Source organism: Rhodohalobacter sulfatireducens, assembly GCF_022012475.1.
Lineage (GTDB): Bacteria > Bacteroidota > Rhodothermia > Balneolales > Balneolaceae > Rhodohalobacter > Rhodohalobacter sulfatireducens.
Genome location: NZ_JAKLWS010000002.1, coordinates 151,049 through 171,964 on the forward strand (window position 1 = coordinate 151,049; position 20,916 = coordinate 171,964).

Annotated in this window: 16 protein-coding genes; 9 read left to right on the forward strand and 7 right to left on the reverse strand. The window is 40.0% G+C overall.

Annotation, left to right across the window (positions count from 1 at the left end; all coding sequences use genetic code 11):
* The first annotated feature begins 500 nt into the window (after positions 1-500).
* From L6773_RS21670 to L6773_RS02820, 3 genes are all read left to right on the forward strand, one after another.
* Entirely contained in the window at positions 501-812 is a 312-nt protein-coding gene (locus L6773_RS21670; RefSeq protein ID WP_439653418.1) for an NAD(P)-binding protein, read from the forward strand.
* Positions 733-2,814 (forward strand): glycoside hydrolase family 36 protein, encoded by a 2,082-nt coding sequence (locus L6773_RS02815; protein ID WP_237852332.1) that lies wholly within the window; start codon positions 733-735, stop codon positions 2,812-2,814. The genes L6773_RS21670 and L6773_RS02815 overlap by 80 nt, the downstream gene beginning before the upstream one ends.
* A 91-nt stretch (positions 2,815-2,905) precedes the next feature.
* Complete coding sequence (locus L6773_RS02820; RefSeq protein WP_237852333.1) at positions 2,906-3,469, forward strand: D-lyxose/D-mannose family sugar isomerase; 564 nt, start codon at positions 2,906-2,908, stop codon at positions 3,467-3,469.
* 19 nt (positions 3,470-3,488) lie between these two features.
* Here the strand turns inward: L6773_RS02820 and L6773_RS02825 are convergent, their stop codons facing one another.
* From L6773_RS02825 to L6773_RS02855, 7 genes are all read right to left on the reverse strand, one after another.
* Positions 3,489-4,616, reverse strand: coding sequence for an acyltransferase family protein (locus tag L6773_RS02825; RefSeq protein WP_237852334.1), 1,128 nt, complete (start codon positions 4,614-4,616; stop codon positions 3,489-3,491).
* 46 nt (positions 4,617-4,662) lie between these two features.
* Positions 4,663-5,817 (reverse strand): amidohydrolase family protein, encoded by a 1,155-nt coding sequence (locus L6773_RS02830; protein ID WP_237852335.1) that lies wholly within the window; start codon positions 5,815-5,817, stop codon positions 4,663-4,665.
* A 58-nt stretch (positions 5,818-5,875) separates the two neighbouring features.
* A complete protein-coding gene (locus tag L6773_RS02835) occupies positions 5,876-6,670 on the reverse strand; it encodes a carbohydrate-binding family 9-like protein (RefSeq protein WP_237852336.1) in 795 nt (264 codons plus the stop codon).
* 409 nt (positions 6,671-7,079) lie between these two features.
* Positions 7,080-7,937 carry a PIG-L deacetylase family protein gene (locus L6773_RS02840; protein WP_237852337.1) on the reverse strand — a complete coding sequence of 286 codons (858 nt, stop codon included), beginning with the start codon at positions 7,935-7,937 and terminating at the stop codon, positions 7,080-7,082.
* Between the two features lie 28 nt (positions 7,938-7,965).
* Positions 7,966-8,997 (reverse strand): sugar phosphate isomerase/epimerase family protein, encoded by a 1,032-nt coding sequence (locus tag L6773_RS02845; RefSeq protein WP_237852338.1) that lies wholly within the window; start codon positions 8,995-8,997, stop codon positions 7,966-7,968.
* 26 nt (positions 8,998-9,023) lie between these two features.
* Positions 9,024-10,109 carry a Gfo/Idh/MocA family oxidoreductase gene (locus tag L6773_RS02850; RefSeq protein ID WP_237852339.1) on the reverse strand — a complete coding sequence of 362 codons (1,086 nt, stop codon included), beginning with the start codon at positions 10,107-10,109 and terminating at the stop codon, positions 9,024-9,026.
* Positions 10,110-10,195: 86 nt separating this feature from the next.
* The gene (locus L6773_RS02855) at positions 10,196-11,449 is read right to left on the reverse strand and encodes an MFS transporter (RefSeq protein WP_237852340.1); all 1,254 of its coding nucleotides are present in this window, start codon (positions 11,447-11,449) and stop codon (positions 10,196-10,198) included.
* Positions 11,450-11,840: 391 nt separating this feature from the next.
* Between L6773_RS02855 and L6773_RS02860 the strand changes: the two genes are divergently transcribed.
* From L6773_RS02860 to L6773_RS02885, 6 genes are all read left to right on the forward strand, one after another.
* The gene (locus L6773_RS02860; protein WP_237852341.1) at positions 11,841-14,912 is read left to right on the forward strand and encodes a SusC/RagA family TonB-linked outer membrane protein; all 3,072 of its coding nucleotides are present in this window, start codon (positions 11,841-11,843) and stop codon (positions 14,910-14,912) included.
* A gap of 21 nt (positions 14,913-14,933) precedes the next feature.
* Positions 14,934-16,481 carry a RagB/SusD family nutrient uptake outer membrane protein gene (locus L6773_RS02865; protein ID WP_237852342.1) on the forward strand — a complete coding sequence of 516 codons (1,548 nt, stop codon included), beginning with the start codon at positions 14,934-14,936 and terminating at the stop codon, positions 16,479-16,481.
* Positions 16,482-16,558: 77 nt separating this feature from the next.
* A complete protein-coding gene (locus L6773_RS02870) occupies positions 16,559-17,911 on the forward strand; it encodes a Gfo/Idh/MocA family protein (RefSeq protein WP_237852343.1) in 1,353 nt (450 codons plus the stop codon).
* Positions 17,912-17,947: 36 nt separating this feature from the next.
* On the forward strand, positions 17,948-19,315 hold the full coding sequence (locus L6773_RS02875) for a Gfo/Idh/MocA family protein (RefSeq protein WP_237852344.1): 1,368 nt from the start codon (positions 17,948-17,950) through the stop codon (positions 19,313-19,315).
* 49 nt (positions 19,316-19,364) lie between these two features.
* The gene (locus L6773_RS02880) at positions 19,365-20,117 is read left to right on the forward strand and encodes a 3-keto-disaccharide hydrolase (RefSeq protein ID WP_237852345.1); all 753 of its coding nucleotides are present in this window, start codon (positions 19,365-19,367) and stop codon (positions 20,115-20,117) included.
* Between the two features lie 67 nt (positions 20,118-20,184).
* A complete protein-coding gene (locus L6773_RS02885) occupies positions 20,185-20,910 on the forward strand; it encodes a 3-keto-disaccharide hydrolase (protein ID WP_237852346.1) in 726 nt (241 codons plus the stop codon).
* Positions 20,911-20,916 lie beyond the last annotated feature (6 nt).

A 20,916-nucleotide genomic window follows, 5' to 3' on the forward strand; every position in this document is an offset into this window, starting at 1 on the left:
AAAGGTCGGATTCTCAAAAACTGGATAATGTTCTGCATGTCGTAAACTAATGTTTAATAGAATATTTTCTTCTTATTGAATAAGCAAGTGATGTTTCTGATCAGACCAATAGCGTATGAAGCCATCATATTCACCATTACATGCTTATTATGAATCAAAAAAACCAATGAGTCACAAATCGGCGGTACTCTAATGCAGAAGAATTCTTCATGGGACAATTGATAAAAAATTCTACATAAAAGAAAGATGGCAGTTCAAATAAAATAAATAAAAAAAGGAATATAACTTTGTTTTTTTCATTATTTGTGATTTAATTCATTTTTAGTAGACACTTGAAGATACAGGTTAAGTGCTATAAAAAGCGGGTCAGAGGTGTTCAATGCAACTGCTAATGTTTTGAGTTGAGTTTAAAGTTCGATCAATATGGATAGGAAACAGTTTATTAAACAGAGATCCTTAGCCGGTGTTGGCTTGTCGGTTATGCCATTCTCTGTAAAGCGATCAGAGTTCAAAGAAAGGTAAAATCCAAGAGTAAAAAAGAAAGTAATCGTAACCGGTGCAGGGATTACGGGTTATATTGTGCCTGTGAACTTATGAAGCTCGGACACGAAGTTGTTGTTTTAGAGGCATCGGGGCGTTATGGTGGTACTGCTCTTTCTGTACATGATGGTTCTTGGGCATTGAGTTATCATGAGTACTTTGCTTGGAATTTTAAACCTAACGTGAGGGAATATGAAAACCTATACAGTATTAACAATTCTGGTATTACTACTGAATGTTGCTTGCATAACAGAACAAGAGCCAACTATTGAAAGTGGTGGTTTTGCACTGATTTTTAATAATCAGCTTTACACTAATATAGATTATAAAAGTGCTGAAGAACCTCTAATAGAAGGTTTTCAGCCATCTGAAATTTTAAAAATCAATGGAGAAATAGTAAGTGATTTTGAAAAAACAGAGAATAGGAGGGAATCCATCAATGATGAGATTGGCACAGGAAGTCGCTTAATCATAAGTGGTGAAATAAATCAAAATTTATATAATTTCAGAAAAACCGTAACTGCTACCGCTTACGATAATATTCCTGACCTGATCATTACCCAGGTGGAATATGAAAATCTTGGAGATGAACCTGTTGAAATCCAGGGATGGGAAAACAATCGGTATATCGTTAGTGAAATTCCTCAAGATGGTTCCGAAACAAATTTCTGGTCCTTTCAGAGTGGTTCCTACCCAACAAGACAAGATTGGGTGTTACCAGTTGGTGATGATTTCTATCAAAAAAATTACCAGGGAATGAACTCATCGGATTATGGAGGCGGGATCCCTTTGGTTGACCTTTGGCGTTCGGATGCAGGTTTAGCCGTTGGGCATAGTGATCTTGAACCGCAACTGGTTTCATTACCGGTACATTCGAAAAATCATGAATCGGGTGTTCAGATTTCTGTTGCATTTGATGCAGATAGTGTATCAAACCAAAAAATGAAAAAGAATTTAGCTCCGGGTGAACGTTTTTTCACACTGGAAACCTTTGTTGCGGCACACAATGGTGATTTTTTCTCTTCTATCGAAAAATACAGGGCACTACTGCAAAGAAAAGGTGTACACTTTTCCGAAGCACCGGATACCGCATATGAACCGATTTGGTGCGCATGGGGATATGAGCGAAATTTTACAGTTGATCAGGTTGTCAACACACTTCCAAAAGTAAAGGAGCTGGGTTTTGAATGGGCTGTTCTGGACGATGGTTGGCAGATAGCTGAGGGGGATTGGCGAACCAATCAGAAGTTTGCTGATGTAACGATGAAAGAGTTCGTTGATCAAATACATGATCAGGGCTTGAAAGCTAAACTATGGTGGGCTCCGTTAGCGGCAGATCCGGGTTCAGATATTCATGAAAATGAACCTCAAATGCTGCTGGTAAACAAAGGAGGAGATTATCAGCGGATAACCTGGTGGAATAGCCATTATTTAAATCCGGCGCTGAATTCAACCAAGGAGTATCATAAACAACTGGTTGAAAAATTTATCAATGAATGGGGATATGACGGATTAAAAATTGACGGACAGCATCTGAATCAAGTGCCCCCGGATTACGGGCATGAGAACAGCCAGAATTATCCTGAGAAATCTGTTGAAGAACTCCCTGATTTATACAAAGTAATTTATGAAACGGCACTCAGTATTAAGCCCGATGCGGTTGTTGAGATATGTCCCTGCGGAACTTCAATTTCATCGTTTATAACTCCGTTTATGAATCAGTCCGTTTCATCTGATCCTCTGAATTCCTGGCAAATTCGGCTGAAGGGAAAAACCTATAAAGCATTGATGGGAAGAGATGCTGCGTATTATGGAGATCATGTGGAGTTAAGTGATAATCGAAGTGATTTCGCATCAACCGTGGGAATAGGCGGTGTTATCGGAACCAAATTTACATGGCCGGAAGGTGCAGATCCTGAGGGTAAACACGTACTTACAGCAGAAAAGGAAGCCTTGGTTTCTAAATGGATGAATATTTATAAAATGTACATGCTGCCAAAAGGAAATTATCGTGGAGAGCTGTATGATATTGGTTTTGATTACCCTGAAGCACACGCAATAGAAAAGGACGGAAGCATGTATTACGCTTTTTATTCGGATGCTTTTAATGGATCTGTTGATTTAAGAGGGCTCAATGAGCAGTTAATTTATGAATTAATTAACTATGAGACGGGTGAAATCATTGGAAATATTGAGAAATCAGAAACCCATATCATTCAGGCACAAATAGATGATCATTTACTCATTAAAGCTCAGCCAATATCATCGATATAAGTAAGGGGTTATCAAATGACCAAATATTTGCTCAATGTAAATTGGGTAGATTATCACAAATTAATGGGAATTATTACTATAGAAAGACACTATGAAAAGATCTGAGATTAATGCAGCCATAGAAAAGGCTACAAGATGTTTCAGCGAACATCACTGGAATTTGCCTCCAAACCCAAAATGGGATGTAACTGATTTTGGATTAGGTGATTTTAAAAGTGCAGGATTAGTACTGATCAATTTGTGTGAGGAAGATGAGTATTGTGAAAAGTTGATGTATGCCGAGAAAGATCAAGTAACTCCTGCACATACTCACAAGATAAAAAAGGAAGATATCATTTGTAGAAATGGGGAGTTAATTGTCCAGGTATGGGCAGGTCAACCGGGAGAGTGGAATTCCTCTTTCAAGATGAAAGTAAACGGAGAGTATACCTCAATTACTTCCGGGGATGAAATCAAGCTTTCAAGAGGGGAGCGAATCACACTCGTGCCGGGTGTTTATCATAAATTTTTCCCTACTTCTGACGAGTGCATCATAGGAGAGGTGTCTACGGCAAATGATGACCTGAATGATAATTTCTTTTCAGATCCGGAAATTGGCAGATTCTCGTCAATAATAGAAGATGAAGATCCGATCGTAAAACTGGTTAACGAATAGAATACTGAGTACGAGAATATTAAATAGAGATGAAAATCTTTCTCTTGTATAGGAAATAGGTGATATACCACATCAACCCAAGTACAATGGAGGCTGTAATTACATTGATCCACGCTCCCGGAATTGAGACGATTCCCAAAATATCACTCGTGAATACGTCAACGAAATCGTAAAGCCAGTCCACTGCGCCAAATTCACTGAACAGGTAGATGAAAAGTGGGTTCATCCCTACAATTGCAAAAAACCGACCCGTACTGATATATTTCTTTTTCACATCGAAAAGATAGAATGATCCGGCTAATGCCAAAAGGCACCATCCACCGCTAACGATTGTAAATGAGGACGTGGAAATTCGTTTGATGATTGGAGTGACAAACGGATCCATCAAATAACCCAGGAGTGTCAAACCCACGCCAAATAGAAGTAGTTTTTTTAGTTTTTCTGAAACTTCAAATTTGTTGGTGATTAAGAGCTGACCGGCAATAACGCCCCAAATTGTGTGAGCCGCTGTGGGAAGTGCGTTGATTGCAACCCAGTGTCCGCCGCTAAGTTGCCCCATCAAGATAAGGTCCATCCAGGCGCCGAAATTTTTGTCGGGCGTAAATGGTTGGGTGAAGCCATCAACCCAGAAAAACCTGTAAAGAAGCTCGGTTAGCAATATAAGTCCTATCGAAAAACTGATCTGGAATTTCCAGCTCTTTCTCATGATCAAAAATGCAACCAAATAGGTGAAAGAAAGCTGTGCCAGAACATTCCAAAAATGGAAAGAGATTCTTCCGGCATATGTGCTTTGAATCATTACGCCAAGTAGGAGGAGCATAAACGACCGGAAAAGTACGTGTTTGAAAGTCTTATTCCATGAATCCCCTCGAGCCCACCTTTTCCCTAACGAGATTGGCATCGCTACGCCGACAATAAACATGAAAAAGGGTTGGACAAGGTCCCAGAACCGGAGTCCATTCCACGGGTGATGATGAAACTGTTGACCTATAACGCTGATTATGCTTCCTTCAAAGTAGGAAACGTTGATTGCGTACCAAAGGGCGGCTCCCTCAGCAATCAACAGGAACATGGTTAAGCCTCTGTAAAAGTCGAGAGATAACAAGCGGCCGTAATCGTCAAGTAAGGATTTATCGATTTTAGCCATGATGTTGCCGTTTTTGACTTCGTTTCATTTCATGTAAAACTGGTGATCAGAGTCCGAGATTTGGAATCCGGGTTCTCGCATTTTCATGATAGAGTTTGTCAACAACTTCTTTCGGCAGTTTTAGCCCCTGGAAACTTCCTTCAACCTGCCAAACTTCAAGTGTGTTATCCGTTACAAAAAATTCCCAGTCGCTTCTCCAGGTATCTGCTGCGAGTTGTCGTACATCTTCGGGATCAGATGAATCATAAAGCTGTAAATCCGTTGAGTAAAGGAATCGATCCTGGTATTTGATAAAGAAGTCCCGAAGAGCTTCGCGATCTTGCTGAGCCAAATACTGCAGATGTGGAATTCTGTGAGCCATGCCTAAAATCATATTTGGATACTTATCCAGGTGTTCACTCATCATCTCTAAGCTCCACTCCATACTTCCGAGGTGAGCGCCGAAAAAGGTCAAACCCTGGTTTTTGTCAAGCATAGCGTTGCGGGAAGCAATGATCTCTTCGTAAGAGGGATACTCCGGGTGTTGATACATATGATACTGTGGATTGTTTTCGAAGTAATCGCGGTCGTTTGCTACGGTCATTTCTTCAAGAGGCAGCCAACAGTTTCTAGGTTCACCGATATGTCCAAAAAGTGGGATATTCTGGTCATTGAGATATTGAAAAATCGGATCAAATTGTGGATCGTCGATCATCACGAAATCGCCGTTTTCATCTCTCAACTCCATACCGATATTTTTCCAAACCTTTACGCCGATTGCACCATTTTCAAAAGACTGCTCTAAATAATCCAATGTGTTTTGTTGCCAGTTCTCAGAATCATTAAATCCTTCAAGTGAAAAAGCGGAAGTATAGGCGAGACGTCCTGCATATTCATTTTGTAAATTCAGTGCTACTTCCTGTTGAACAGCTACCGGGTCTCTTCCACTTGCAACATTCAGTGTGACCATCTTTACGTTATCCTCAATGCCCTGCTCAATAACAATGGGATTTGCCACATTCAGATGAACATGGGCATCAATTTTCTCCACAGTCTTGAAATCTTCAACGGTGTAAAAATTGTCTTCTGCACTTTCAGTCTGTTCATTTTGACAGGCAGAAAAAAATAATATTGTGATGAAAATTGTCAGAGAGTAGTAAATACTTGTAAGACTCATTGAAAATTTTGTGGATTGGAGAATACCTAGTAAAATTTTATTCATTGGTCAATGGTTGGGTTAATAAGTACAAGACTGTAAAACGTAAGTTATTAAATGAGCTCTATTCAAAAACGAGTGTTCCGTAATTGTAGATATCATGGAAATTGGTTGTAACAGGCTGCCATGTCCAGCTGGTTGATCCATGATCATAATCAACCCGATACATGTTAGCCCGCCACGTTGTACCGGATTTGGGGATTCTGTTTTTTAATGGAATCAGCAATTCGAAAGGGATAAAGAATTCGGCTCTCCACTCATCAATTATCTCTCCGCTTGCAATCATTCCGCCAGTGGCAGATGTTTTGTGAATTGCTTTTCTGGAGTCACCATCGCTATAGCTGTATTGAAAAGGTACCCAGTGGGATTGGCCTGTATCGGTTTTGGATACTAGAAGGGGCAGTTCATAGTTTAAAGGTGACAGTTCATATTCAAAGTACAGTTCTTCACTTTCACTTGGCCAAAGAAAAACTTCCACAACATCCTCTCTCCATATCTCTTCAAAATGAGAGGTAATTGTTGCAGAGACCAGGTCATCATCACATCGAAATAGAAAGTAAATTCCTGTGTCTGAATAAAGAACCTTAACGAATGTTGTCCTTTCGTTATCATTTTCGTGATTTGCCCGTTGTGTAAGTTCAATCCAATTGGTTTCCGACCAGTTATGGGATGATCCATCGCCAGTTACTGAAAAATCATCAGTCTTCTGAACCTGTACTGTAGAAAGAGCCTGTGCAATCAAGGGGTGGGTATTAAATAAAGCTATAAAAATTAAAAATGGAATAATCAGCACTTTATATAAAAATGAACCCTTAGACCTTACAGTGGAAGTTCTGAAGGTGAGATTTTTAAATACCATAGTTTTTAGTTGATAAAGTTCAATAAAAATATATGAAATATGCTTAAATACATAGTTAAAATAAAAACATACGTAAATATTAATACCCAAAGAAAGAAAAAATAATTAATACTAAATAATTATCTTTTACTATTTGTATATAATTTTTCGATTACTTACTTTATTTGGCACAGTAGCTTTGTTCACTAAAGATCGATATTCAAGTATGCTCTATATACTTGTTGAGACGATCATTCATACCATCTAACCCCAGTTACGTAGCTGTAATTGGGGTTTTTTTATTTTATGAATATGAAATATTAACCAGTGATTAAAGGAAGGGTACCATATAGATGTTATTCATAATCAGAATCATCCTGTGATTACTGATCTTTTTGCGCTAATTTCTAATCGGGATTTCAAGAGTCGATTACTTTCTTTCTTTATTGAGCATCGGAAATAGTCTTCCTATTTCATCGTCGGTGGGTTGGTGGCCGTATTCTGCAATTTCAAATGCCTCAATCTTGCTAAATGAAAGCCGGTTGATCTTCTCTTCATTACCATACCATTTTCTCAATGAATTCATAAACTCAGAGGGTATCTGATTATCTTGTCCCAACCAATTGTTAAGCCATTCAGCAAGCCATCTTTTTTTGTCATCAGAATCATCGGGCACATGTTCTAATAACCCTTGAGTCCATGGCAGCCACTCGTAAAATTGAGATTTGTGGGCATCCATAGCGTCAATCTTTTTAGAAAAAGTCTTGGTAATGTCGATTGTGATATCAGGATTGAATGGATTCGGTTTTTGAAAAGGATCTTGCATGTAGAGAAAAACTGGATTTTTCTTCAGAGGCTCTTCATCAGGAACTACATTCGGAACGATCACTAAATAGGCTGCATCCATGACTAAAATGCCGGCATATCGGTGGTCCGGGTGATAATCGTTGGGCCTAAGGCCAATTACCAGGTCGGCCTTCCAATCTCTGATCTCTCTTATTACTTGGTGTCGAATATGTAATTTTGGAAGTAGTTCAGCATCATGATTATTTAGAATCGAATACTCATCAATTCCTAACCTATTCTTAGCTTCTTGTGCTTCTTTATGGCGGATTTTAGCTAATTCGCCACCTCCTTTTTCATGATGTCCCGCATCACCATTTGTTAACGATACAAATTTTACCGAATGGCCCATTTCAGACCAGAGAGCAGCAGTTCCTCCCATCTTAACTTCAGCATCATCCGGATGAGCAAATATTGCAATAATTCTGAGTTTATCTTCCGACATATCTATTGATATTATTAATGAGTCAAATTCAGTTGTTATTATCGGTTACTGCTTTTTGCAAACCTGCTAATACATACTCCATATATTGTTTTGTATGGATTGCCATCAAATCGATCTCCTCGGCAGTATTTGGCATGCCGAGATAGGATGGGAATATATTTTCGTACGTCAGTGTAATCGTTTTTCCTGTGAATGCTACGGGCGAGAAAAGCTGGTAGTGATCAATTTCACCAAAACCCGGTGCAGAAGTTGTTTTTGTAGGGAAGTTACGACAGTCTTTTAAGCAAAAACCGGAAATGAGATCAGCACATGTTGCTATGTCTTGAACTGGATCCACTGACTGGTACCACATAACGTTGCCGGCATCGTAGCTCATATGAATATTGGGATGATTTAGCTCTCGAATAATCTCTGAAAGAGCTTCCCCGGTCCCGGTTGTTTCTCCTCCGTGCTGTTTTAGTAGAAAAGTAACTCCATAGTCTGCTGCGATTGGTGCAAGTTCTTGAAATCTTGGTACCCATAATTCCGGATCGCCTCCATCTGTAGGGCCAAATACAAGAACATATTTTAATTCAGCTGCTGATGCTTGCTTAATTCTGTTGGTTAATAATTCGACAGCATCATCTTGGTCAGGATAAATAGTCGAAAACATCTGGACCGGTTCAAGTCCCATATCCCTGCATCTATTTGCTAGTTCTTCTGCCTCGTCAGGAGTTGCGGTTTCTGCCAGTACTGGTTGATTTTCGCCATTCTCGTTTCTGTGACGGGTCCCCCAAGCAACATAATTATAACCGGCTTTCTTTATTCCCTGCAATGCTCGTTCAAGTGGGAAATTTCTATACGCTAAAGTCATGCATGCATGAATAAACTGTGTAGGTTCTTTATCTATCTGGAGGTTCAGACTGTGATTCAATGAATTTACAGAATTGGCCAGGGCGGCACTTTCGTTGAAAAGTGAACTTGCAACTGTACCTGTAGTTAGTGCTGTTAGTCCAACAAAACTTTTCTTAATAAAAGATCTGCGACTAGATAAAGATTCTTTTTTGTTTTTTTGATTCATATCCCGGGTTGTAGATTAATATCTGTTTAATTTATGGGTACAATCTTTTTAGTTCGTACGGATTCATCACATGCCAAAACGATTTTTAATGTCTGTACAGCGACTTTTAAGTGCTCTGATAGGTCAATATCTTCCTGTATCGTTTTCAGGAAATATTTTTGCTCATAATAGCACAATTCATCGTGACCCGGCTCATTCTCTATATCAACAATTTCATCATCGTTGATCAGTTTTCCATGTTGATCTGTTTCTGATGAGTGAAGGTGAAGCTGCCTTACTATACCATGTTCTTCTATATCTGCTGATTTCCCGCGGGGTTGATCAAAAGTGTTTTTCCTGATACTAACACTTCCTTTTGGGCCGAAAACGTCTTTAACAAAATATGCATATTCACTTACCATAGGTCCCCAGCCTGATTCATACCATCCTACCGATCCGTCTTCAAATACAACCTGAAGCTGACCGTAATTATACATATCCTCGTTTATCTCTTCAGATAAACGAGCTCCTATGGCATGAACCTGAACGGGATCCGATTGAGTCATCTGGCACATCATATCAACATAATGAACACCACAATCTACTATGGGCGACATGACATCCATTAAATTCTTGTGAACTTGCCACTCAGATCCAGTGCTCTGCTGATTTAAATTCATTCTCATTACGAGAGGCTTTCCGAGCTTTTTCCCTTCTTCAACAAACTTTATCCAACCGGGATGATGTCTTGCAATGTAACCGACTAAAACTTTTTTGTTAGCTTTTTCAGCTGCTTCGACTACTTTTTCTGCATCTTCCACTGTCTCAGCAAGTGGTTTTTCTACAAAAACATGTGCACCGCTTTCAAGTGCTTTAATTGAGTACTGAGCATGTGTGCTTGCATAGGTATTAATAGAAACAGCATCCGGTTTGGTTTCTTTAAGAGCTGTTTCAAAATCACTGAAAGTTGGAATATTACCACCCAACTCATTTGATAACCTTTTTCTGCTTTCGGGGCCTCGGCTGACGAGCCCAACGATATTAAAACCATCCAATCGGTTATAAGCACGAGCATGGGATGTTCCCATATTCCCGCAACCAACGACTAATATATTGTAGACTTTATTACTCATTCTTTTTTTCTTTTGGTTTAAAATTGAGGTGATGAATGAATGAGAGAAAGGCTGTTTATTAAATTTCAATCAGCCTTATCTTTCAGTCAGATATTTATATCCGCTGTTGATGTAGACTTATCCACAACCCTTTCTTTGAAAAATATTATGAAGATCGTTAGCACTACAGCGGCTAAAACGGCTGGTAGAATCCAAAATGATTCCCAGTTGCTTAATGTCATTGATGTGGCATCTCCAAGCAGATTGTTATAACTAATTCCTGCTAACTGTGCACCAATAAGCATACCTATGCCATATGTAAGGAGTACTAATAAACCTTGAGCCTGCCCTCTTATTTTATCGTTTGATTTCATGTCTACATAAATATGACCTGTTACATAGAAGAAATCATAGCAAATACCGTGTAAAGCGATTCCGGATAGAATCATCCATGTAACCTGGTCAGTAGCACCGGCAGCAAATAGTGCATATCTGACAACCCAGGCAAACATTCCAACACCTAACATCCATTTAACTCCAAGCCGAATAAAAAAGAATGGCATGAGAAGCATGAATATGATTTCAGAAAACTGGCCAATCGTTTGTACGGCAGCAAGATTTGTAAAGCCAGTATCATTCAGGAAAACTTGAGTAAAGTTAAAATATGCAGCTAAAGGGATCGAGATAAGGAGTGAACACATCAGGAAAATGTAAAAAGAACGACTACCCAACTGTTTGAAGGCATCAATTCCAAAGATACTTTTCAATGAAACGGGAGTGTTGGAGCCTTTAGGAGGAGTATGAGGAAGGGTAAATGCATAAACACCCAAAAGTAGACTAAAAAGAGCTGAGAGGAATATTGGCAGTGATGTTTGCTCCGGTTTCAGCCCATTTGAAACAAATATCCCCAATCCAAAGCTAACGACCAGGCCGGCAATGATCCAACCCATAGTGCCAAAAACCCTGATTACGGGAAATTCAGATTGTTGGTCATTAATATGGTGAAAAGTGATGGAGTTAGATAAGCTCAAGGTGGGCATGTAACACAAGCAATGCCCAAATATCAAAAGAATAAAGAGAAGAGGGTAATCAGAAGCAAATGGAGCAGAAAACATAAAAATGGCGCCAATGATGTGAAGAATCCCAAGGACCTTTTCTGTAGCAAAGTATCTGTCAGCTATTAAACCTACTATAAAAGGTGCAATGATTGCGCTTATAGGGTTCACAGTGTATGGCCAATGGGTCAAATTCCCCATCCCTTCATTACCCATATAGATAGCAATAGATGTGTACCATGCCCCCCAAATAAAAAATTGGAAAAACATCATAATGCAGAATCGGGCAATGGTGGTTTTTTTCATTTTATGTATTTAGATATTACTCTTTTTTAAGCATTACATAGTTAAAAAAGAAAGTAAAAATAAGTTTGAACGCAACATAAAAATAAATTTAACGTCTATTTGCATTAGAAGGAGATTAAAAATTTTATTTGAGAATTTATTTAACTAAAAATTTTAATTTATTCTTGTTTTTTAATAAAAAAATGAAGTAAAATTCAAAGATGAGAAGTAAAAATTATTTATAGTCAGATATCACTTTTTTTATTGACTTATAACTTTTTTTTAGTTTTGTTATTAGTGTAGATCAGAAAATATATGTATAAAAAAAAATTCTGATTTCAGTAATCAAAAACCTTAACCCAAACAAGACCATCTAATCAAAAAGAACTGAAAGGATTGTGAGGACTTAATTATGAAGAATAAATTACTATTAACATTAATATTAACATTTGCTTTTGTAGGCTTAGCCTTTGCGCAAGACGTATCCGTTGAGGGTACTGTTACAGATGCTGTATCCGGTCAGGAATTGCCGGGAGTGAATGTAGTCATCCAAGGTACATCCACCGGTACAACTACTGGAATGGATGGATCATTTTCTTTAAATGTTGACGGCCCCGGGACGGTTTTAGTTTTCTCCTATATAGGCTATGAAGCTCAAACTATATCAATTACCTCTTCACACATTAGTGAAGGCCTTGATGTTGAACTTCAAGAAGATGTAGCACTACTTGAAGAATTGATTGTGGTAGGGTTTGGAACTCAGGAGAGGGCCGACGTTACGGGTGCTGTTAGCTCAATTCAGGGAGCAGAAGTTGAAGGGAGGCCGTTAACCAACCCTGCGTTAGCGCTGCAAGGTATAACACCTGGTTTACAAATCCAATACGGAGGTGGTCAACCGGGAGAGGAGAATACAATAGCCCGGATTCGAGGTACCGGTACATTGAATAATGCAAATCCACTTGTATTAATTGATGGTGTGGAGCAATCCTTATCAACCGTTGAGCCAAGTGCAATTCAATCAATTTCAGTTCTAAAAGACGCTGCATCAGCCTCGATTTATGGGTCAAGAGCTGCGAACGGAGTTATTTTGATTGAGACGAAACGAGGTCAATCGTCGGGTATGTCTGTAACTTATAACAATCACATCGGTGTGCAGAACTTACTGGGTTGGCCAGATAGTGCGGGCAAAGAAGACTGGATGAGGTTGGAGAATGAGGCCCAGGTAAATGCGGGTGGACAACCTACGTATAGTGAAGATTACATTCAGAATGTTGTTGCCGGTACAAACCCGCTTCAATATCCTTGGGCCGAATGGGAAGAAGGTGTCTTTCAAGATAACGCATTTGAGCAAAATCACGCCTTGTCAATCTCAACAGGAAGCGATATTGGCAGAATCTATGCTTCGATGAACTATACAGACACTGATGGAGTGATCCAGAATTTTAATAACAAACGGGCAAGTCTTCGTTTAAACACGGATTTTTATCTCAGAGATGATCTTACTCTGACTACAAACCTGCTTTATCGAAATAGAAATGTAACCGGGCCGGGTTTTAGACCCCAAAGAATAACTCAGGGAATTCTGCATATTAACCGGAATGCAATTATGAGTTTTCCGGATGGGCAAGATGCAACAGGAGACCTGTTATTCGGAAGCTGGAATCCATTTATAATGGCTAATTCCGGTGAGACTCAACGATTGAGTAATGATATTCTCGGTAAAGTAGGCCTCAGATATCAATTAACCGATTATTTAAATATCGAGGGTGATTTTACCGCAAATCTTATCAATACGGATGAAACTATTTTCCGTGAATCAAGATCCGGAATGATTCATCCGGTTACCGGACAAACTGTAGCTGCAAGTGGTTGGTTTGGAACCAATACATTGCAAGAAGCAAACTACAGCAAGGAAGAGTTAAGCCAGAGATTGTATTTAAATTATGACCAAGATTTTGGCATCCATGATATAAGTGGATTAATTGGTTATGAAGAAATTTATAATAGCTCTGAAGTGACTTCTGCAGGACGTGCAAATTTCTTCAATAACGAGTTGCGAGATCTTAGTGCAGGGGATGCCGGTGATCAGCGCACATGTAGGTCGTACAACGATCCGGGTGAATTTGCTGGAAGCTGTTATAATAATGAATGGAGATTACGATCATTCTTTGGACGTGTGAATTACTCCTATGATGATCGATATTCGGTTCAAGCCAATCTTAGATATGATGGTTCGTCAAGATTTGGTGATGGAAATCGATGGGGACTCTTCCCTTCTTTCTCTGCCGGTTGGAGAATTTCCAGTGAAAGTTTTATGGATGAAGTTGACCTGTTTAGCAATCTCCGTTTGAGAGCTTCATGGGGACAGCTTGGTAACCAAGAAATTGGATTGTACCAATTCATGAACATCTACAACCTGAATCAGCCCTATCAGTTTAATGGCAGTGTTACACCCGGAGCGGCTGTAACAAGTGCAGGAAACCCAAATATTACCTGGGAAACCACAACCATGAGTAATATTGGTTTGGATTTAGGGTTTGCAGATGACCGAATTGAGGTTATTGGTGAATATTTTTGGAATTACACCGAAGATATTTTGTTAGACCTTCCAATTCCGGCGACTATCGGTGTAAGCCCGCCTACGCAAAATGCAGCTGAAGTATCGAATGTAGGTTGGGAATTGCAAGTGAATTACAATAGTCAACCCCGAATGGATCAAGGGTTCCAGTATACTGTTGGTGTAAGCTTTTCAGATGTTGTGAATACAATTGAAAGTCTGAGCGGTGAGGGACCATTCTTCCCGGATAAATTTACAGTATGGGCTGAAGGACATTCCATCAACTCATTGAGAGGTCTTCGATCTCCGGGACTCTATCGAAGTCAGGCAGATCTGGAACAATATCCAGCTACTGTGAATCCAAACGTTGGAGTTGGCGACATTATCTATGAAGATCTGAATGGTGATGGTCAAATCTCCCAGTCATTCGGTGAAAATGGAGACCAGTATATCATGGGTAATGAAGATCCCAGGTATGAGTTCGGAATTAACTTTGGTGCTTCTTTCAAAGGGTTCGATTTCTCTATGTTCTGGCAGGGTGTTTTACAGCAGAAACATACACTCGATGGAGCGCTGATGGAAGGACCAAACTGGCAAAACTATATTCCGGCAGTTATGGCTGAAGAAACATACCACCCAGAAAGGAATCCGGAAGGTACGTGGCCTATTGTAACGGCAGGTAATACCTGGAACTTACAGGAATCAGATTTTTGGATTCAGGATACGAAGTATCTGAGATTGAAAAACTTTCAGCTTGGTTACACAGTCAATCAGTCGTACTTAAGAAATCTTAGAGTCTTTGTTACCGGTGAAAACCTCATAACATTTACTCCGACTGACCTGTTTGATCCAGAAACACCCAGAGGGCGAAGTCAATTCTTCCCTCACACCAAGAAAGTTGCCATGGGCGTTAACGTAACATTTTAAAAAATTTTAAAAGATATAATTATGAATAAGTATCTAGTATTCACACTCTTAATTGTAGTCGCATTTTTTACTGCTTGCGACGATGGATTAGATATGTTGCCAACAGGTTCTGTGTCAGAGGACATTTATTGGCAAAGGGAAAGCGATGCCGTTACTGCGGTAAATGCAGCCTATGGTGAGCTTGATGATCAGACAATGATTAAACAGCTTGATGCCGTAACCGATATTGGTTTCAGGGCTGCTTCCGGTCCCGGAACCCTTCACGATGTGGGTGCCGGTAATATCGACCCTTCCAACAGTGCCATCGAAAGCATTTGGAATCGGTATTACAGAGGTATAAGAAAAGCTAATGACGTGATAGCCAATATCGATCAGATCGAAGTTGGAAATCAGGATGTTTTGAACCGTGTCGAAGCAGAAGCCAGGTTTCTGAGAGCCTATTTTTATACTCAGTTATCAAGCCTGTGGGGAGGAGTTCCTTTAATTACAGAACCCATCAATATCGACGAGCGAGTGGGCAGAAGTGATAAACAGCAAATCGTAGACTTTGTGGTCTCTGAGTTGGATAATATTATCAGCAATAACTCACTTCCTATAGCTTACAGTGGCGATAATATTGGAAGAGCAACCATTGGTGCTGCACATGCACTTAAAGCAAGAATTGCTATTCGAAATAACAATTGGACAATGGCAAGAGATGCTGCAAAAGCCGTGATGGATCTCGGTATCTACAGCTTATATCCAAGCTACAGCGGACTCTTCCAGTATGAAGGTCAAAATTCATCTGAAATTATTTTTGACCGACAATATGCACAGGGCGGCGATGTCTATGGTGCGTTTGGATATTCTGCTGCCTCTATAGGTGGAAGTTCGGTTGTAGAACCTGTTCATAAGTTGTATGAACTGATGGAATTTAACGGGCCGCAAAATCCGGACGATCCTTATGAAAATATTGATCCAAGATGGGACGCCACGGTATACTATACCGGTGCTCCTATTGGTAATTCCATCTATGATTCTACCCCCGATAGCCCTACAGCTGACAGAATTCTGGTTAGTGAAGGTGCAACGGATCACGGGTACAACCTGAAAAAATGGGTTGACTGGGAAAATGACAATGCCAACCCGGGTAATGGTTCAATAAATTTAATTCATATCAGATACGGTGATGTCTTACTCATGTATGCTGAAGCAAAAATTGAGTTGGATGAAATCGACCAGTCTGTCTACGATGCTATTAATGCAATACGTCAGCGTCCGACTGTTGAAATGCCGGCTATCACATCCGGTAAGACTCAAGCTGAAATGAGAGAAATTGTTCGCAATGAACGGGCAGTTGAACTCGCTTTTGAAGGGCTCAGGTTATTTGACATTAACCGTTGGGGTATTGCCAGTGAGAAAGAAGGTTTAGTGCGAGGGGCGTATTTCAGAAATGATGCTGGTGAATGGTACCTTCATGATACCGGTTTTACACGCAGCTTCAATTCTAGCAGAGATACACTTTGGCCAATACCAATTGATGAAATGAATAGTAACTCGGCGATTACTACCAATAATCCCGGTTATTAATAAATTCAAAAATACCCGTGGCAGTTACAAAGTCACGGGTTTTTTAATATGAATAATATCTAAAGCTTTTCTGAATTATGGAGAAAAATAAACAATCCCGAAAAGATTTTTTATCAACACTTGCTTTAGGTTCTGTAGGTGTGATAAGTGCTTCTTCTTTTTTAACAAGCTGCGGGAGTACCAATACTATCAGTGAACCTTTTGTGTCAATGTCCGAACAAGCTCCGGATGGAGAGACCTTAAGAGCGGGTCTTGTTGGTTGTGGAGGCAGAGGTACAGGTGCGGCCGTCAATTTTCTGGATGCCGGACCCAATCTTGAAATCGTAGCATTGGCTGATGCATTTCAGGATCAATTAGATAAATGTAGAACAAATTTACAGCGCGCAAGAGGGGTTGAAATTGCGGATGAGAACTGTTTTGTAGGTTTTGATGCCTATCAAAAAGTAATTGATTCGGGAGTTGACCTGGTCTTGTTTGCTACACCACCATATTTTCGTCCGGAGCACGTAAAAGCGGCTATTGATGCCGGAAAACATGTTTTCCAGGAGAAACCGGTTGCGGTAGATCCGGTTGGTGCCAGGTTAATGGAGGAAACAGCAGCCAGAGCACGAGAAAAAAATCTGTGCATGGTAAGTGGCACAATACGTCGTTATCAAAAAGATTATGTAGAGACACAGAGACGTGTTCGTGAAGGTTTTATTGGAGAGGTTGTTGGTGCTGATATTAAGAGAAATGGAGGTGCACTCTGGTGGGTTGAGAGAAAACCGGGTTGGTCGGATATGGAATATATGCTTCGCAATTGGGGAAATTTCGCTTGGTTGTCGGGTGATCACATTGTAGAAATGTTTATTCATGAATTAGACGTAATGAGCTGGCATGTGGGAAGTCAACCGGTTAAAGCCTTTGGATATGGAGGCAGACAACAGCGAATATCCGGAGATCAATTCGACCAATTTAGTATAGTGTACGAATATGAAAACGGTAAAAAAGTACACTGTGCCACTCGCCAAATAAATGATTGTGATAATGGAAGAGAACAAGTAATTACAGGTACAAAAGGGTATGCTGATGCAAGTGGTACTCTTTATGATCATGACGGAAATGTAATTTGGGAGTATCCACATCCTGATGAAGGCACTGAGTCCATCTGGACGGTTCCTAACCCGTCTGTTCAAGAACATGTTGAGTTAATTACCGGGATTAGAACCGGCAATTATATCAATGATTCAGATGAACAAATTAAGTCTACTCGAATTGCAATCATGGGCAGAATGGCTGCTTATACAGGCAGAGAAATCACATGGGATGAAATTCTTACCTCCGATTTAAGATTAGGTCCAAGCAGTGTTGAATTTGGGCGATCTTATGAGATTCCGAATGAACCTCCTAAAGTTGGAACTGCACCTGCACCGGCCAACAGGTACAGCTGATTACTTCAAACTTAGTAACTACCGATATTCTATAACATGAAAGATAGCAAACAGGGTAGAAGAGAATTTTTAAACACATTTGCAAAAGGAACTCTCGGAGCATTTGGAGCAACGGGTTTACTTTTCAAAGGTTCAAATGCCACAAGCAGTAAAAACCATTATCTACCAAAAGCCCCAATGATTCAAAGTCAGGCTCCTGACGGGGAATTAATAAGGGCAGGTTTAGTTGGATGTGGTGGCAGAGGAACCGGGGCGGCCATTAATTTTCTTGATGCGGGTCCTAATTTGGAAATTGTTGCCTTAGGCGATGTTTTTCAAGATCAACTAGACAAATGTCGAGATAACTTGAAAAGGGGCCGTGGAGTGGAAGTTGCGGATGAAAACTGCTTTATAGGTTTTGACGCCTATCAAAAAGTAATAGATTCAGATGTAGATGTCGTCTTATTTGCTACTCCGCCTCATTTTAGACCACAACATGTAAAAGCAGCTATTGAAGCCGGCAAACATGTGTTCCAGGAAAAACCGGTTGCCGTAGATCCGGTTGGGGCTCGTATAATGATGGAAACCACTCAAAAAGCCATAGATAAAAAACTAAATATGGTAAGTGGTACAGCCTTACGCTACAGTAAAGATTATATCGAAACTCACAAGCGAGTTTCTGAAGGTATGATTGGAGAAATTATTGGTGGACAGGCAGTACGTAATGGGGGTGCATTGTGGTGGGTTGAACGTAAACCTGAATGGACTGATTTAGAATATATGCTTCGTAATTGGGGCAATTTTACGTGGCTATCCGGAGACCATATTACTGAGCAGCATATCCATCATCTTGATCTGATTAACTGGCACATTGGAAAAAATCCCGTGCGGGCATACGGATACGGAGGAAGACAGCAGAGAATATCAGGTGACCAATTCGATTACTTTAGTATTGTGTATGAATATGAGAATGGCATAAAAGTGCACGGAGCCACTCGTCAGATTAATAACGCTGAATCAGGTCGGATTGAGATGATAAAGGGAACCAAAGGTTATGCAGATTGCGGAGGTACCATATACGATTATAATGGTAATATACTTTGGGAATATCCCTACCCGGATGCTAATGAAACTAATTCCGAGTGGGAAGTTACAGACCCGTTTGTTCAGGAACACGTAGAACTGATCACCGGTATTAGAACCGATAAGTACGTTAACGATTCTGAGTTACAGGTGAATTCAACTCGTATGGCAATTATGGGACGTATGGCTGCTTATACAGGGGATGAGATTACGTGGGATGAAATCCTGAATTCGGATATGCGCCTTGGGCCTGAAACATATGAATTTGGCAACGTTTCGAGTATCACAGAAAAACCCCCGGTGCAGGGAAGTTCACCAGCCCCCGCTAACCGGTATTCATAAAGCAAAATTTCACATCTTTTTAAAATTCTTAGACAAAGCATCATGGCTCATGAATCGTAGAAAATTTGCTAAAAATCTCCTGTTTGGATCGCTTTCGTTTGGAGGTGCAAATGCCTTAACGAATTTGGGCAACAGAGCCCGGGATGAGGAAACAGATGCCTTCAAATTCAAAAAATTGTTCAATGGAAAAAACTTGGACGGTTTTGTTGATGTAAACACGTCTGCAGATACCTGGTACGTGGAGAATAGCATATTGAAATGTACTGGCGATCCCATCGGTGTCATTCGTACTGAAAAACAATACGAGAATTTTGTTCTTGATATAGAATGGAGACATATGGAGCCGGGGGGGAATTCCGGCGTTTTTATTCTTGCGGATGGAGAACCATATGAAGAAAGACCTTTTCCAACAGGTTTAGAAGTTCAAATGGTTGACCCGGGAATTGCAGAAATTCGAGATATCGTTGAGGATTATGCACATGGCCAATTGTTTCCGGTCAGTGGTTTAACAGGTACTACACCGGATCATCCATTTGAAATAAGTCCGTCGAGAAGTAATCCTCTTGAATTCAGGGTAAATGGCGCAGGAGAGTGGAATAGATATTTACTGACGTGTGTAGATGGTGTAATTAAACTTTCAGTAAATGGGAAGTTTATTAATGGAATGCGATCTGAAAAGCGCAAAAAGGGTTATATATGCCCGGAATCAGAAGGGTTTGAAGTGCACTTTAGAAAAATTGATATCATGGAGCTTCCCGGAGGTATATTGGGTGCAGATCAATCGGCCCCGATTGTAGAATAAATATGAATTGAATGTTTTCCATCTTTAAATCTCAGTCTATTTGTTTAATTACCCTTATATCATTTCTATGAATCAATATAAACTATCTTTCTCGCTATTGGTATTACTCACAATTCTCTGTTTTATGGGATGTGTTGGAGAGAAGGGAGAAAATGATTTCAGAACATCGATGGAGCTTGAAAATGATGGTTACGTTGCATTGCTGGGAAATAATCTCAATGCATGGAAAGGCCAGATAGCTGAAGATCCGAGAGAGATACCGGAATTAACGGAGGGCATGAATGAAACCGAGTTACAGCAGCTGCTATCACAAGTAAATGAGGAGACATTTACCCACTGGTACATGCAAGACGGGATGCTATTATACGACGGTACTCGTGATATAGGTAACATTGAGACCATTGAGGAATATGCAGATTTCGAATTGGTAATGGATTGGAAAATCGGCCCTAAAGGAGATAGTGGTATTTTTTTGAGAAATATGCCGCAAGTGCAAATTTGGGATCCTCACCATCAAGGGGTTGGTTCCGGAGGGCTTTATAATAATGATCCGAATGTTGAACCCATAGTTACTGCCGATAAGCCGGTGGGTGAATGGAATAGAATGGTTATAAGAATGGTTTCCGATTCTGTTTGGGTACAGCTTAATGGGGAGATGGTAGTGGACGGTGCTATACAAGAAAATTATTGGGCAAATTATGAAAGGCCGGCTCCCGCAGAAGGTCAAATAGTATTACAAAGTCATGGTACTCCTTTATGGTTTAAAAATTTATACATCAAAGAACTTAACTAACAGGTC

Coding starts and splice junctions, on each gene's coding strand:
- L6773_RS02815 (WP_237852332.1), top strand. CDS start 733: ATGAAAACCTATACAGTATTAACAATTCTGGTATTACTACTGAATGTT.
- L6773_RS02820 (WP_237852333.1), top strand. CDS start 2,906: ATGAAAAGATCTGAGATTAATGCAGCCATAGAAAAGGCTACAAGATGT.
- L6773_RS02825 (WP_237852334.1), bottom strand. CDS start 4,616: ATGGCTAAAATCGATAAATCCTTACTTGACGATTACGGCCGCTTGTTA.
- L6773_RS02830 (WP_237852335.1), bottom strand. CDS start 5,817: ATGAATAAAATTTTACTAGGTATTCTCCAATCCACAAAATTTTCAATG.
- L6773_RS02835 (WP_237852336.1), bottom strand. CDS start 6,670: ATGGTATTTAAAAATCTCACCTTCAGAACTTCCACTGTAAGGTCTAAG.
- L6773_RS02840 (WP_237852337.1), bottom strand. CDS start 7,937: ATGTCGGAAGATAAACTCAGAATTATTGCAATATTTGCTCATCCGGAT.
- L6773_RS02845 (WP_237852338.1), bottom strand. CDS start 8,997: ATGAATCAAAAAAACAAAAAAGAATCTTTATCTAGTCGCAGATCTTTT.
- L6773_RS02850 (WP_237852339.1), bottom strand. CDS start 10,109: ATGAGTAATAAAGTCTACAATATATTAGTCGTTGGTTGCGGGAATATG.
- L6773_RS02855 (WP_237852340.1), bottom strand. CDS start 11,449: ATGAAAAAAACCACCATTGCCCGATTCTGCATTATGATGTTTTTCCAA.
- L6773_RS02860 (WP_237852341.1), top strand. CDS start 11,841: ATGAAGAATAAATTACTATTAACATTAATATTAACATTTGCTTTTGTA.
- L6773_RS02865 (WP_237852342.1), top strand. CDS start 14,934: ATGAATAAGTATCTAGTATTCACACTCTTAATTGTAGTCGCATTTTTT.
- L6773_RS02870 (WP_237852343.1), top strand. CDS start 16,559: ATGGAGAAAAATAAACAATCCCGAAAAGATTTTTTATCAACACTTGCT.
- L6773_RS02875 (WP_237852344.1), top strand. CDS start 17,948: ATGAAAGATAGCAAACAGGGTAGAAGAGAATTTTTAAACACATTTGCA.
- L6773_RS02880 (WP_237852345.1), top strand. CDS start 19,365: ATGAATCGTAGAAAATTTGCTAAAAATCTCCTGTTTGGATCGCTTTCG.
- L6773_RS02885 (WP_237852346.1), top strand. CDS start 20,185: ATGAATCAATATAAACTATCTTTCTCGCTATTGGTATTACTCACAATT.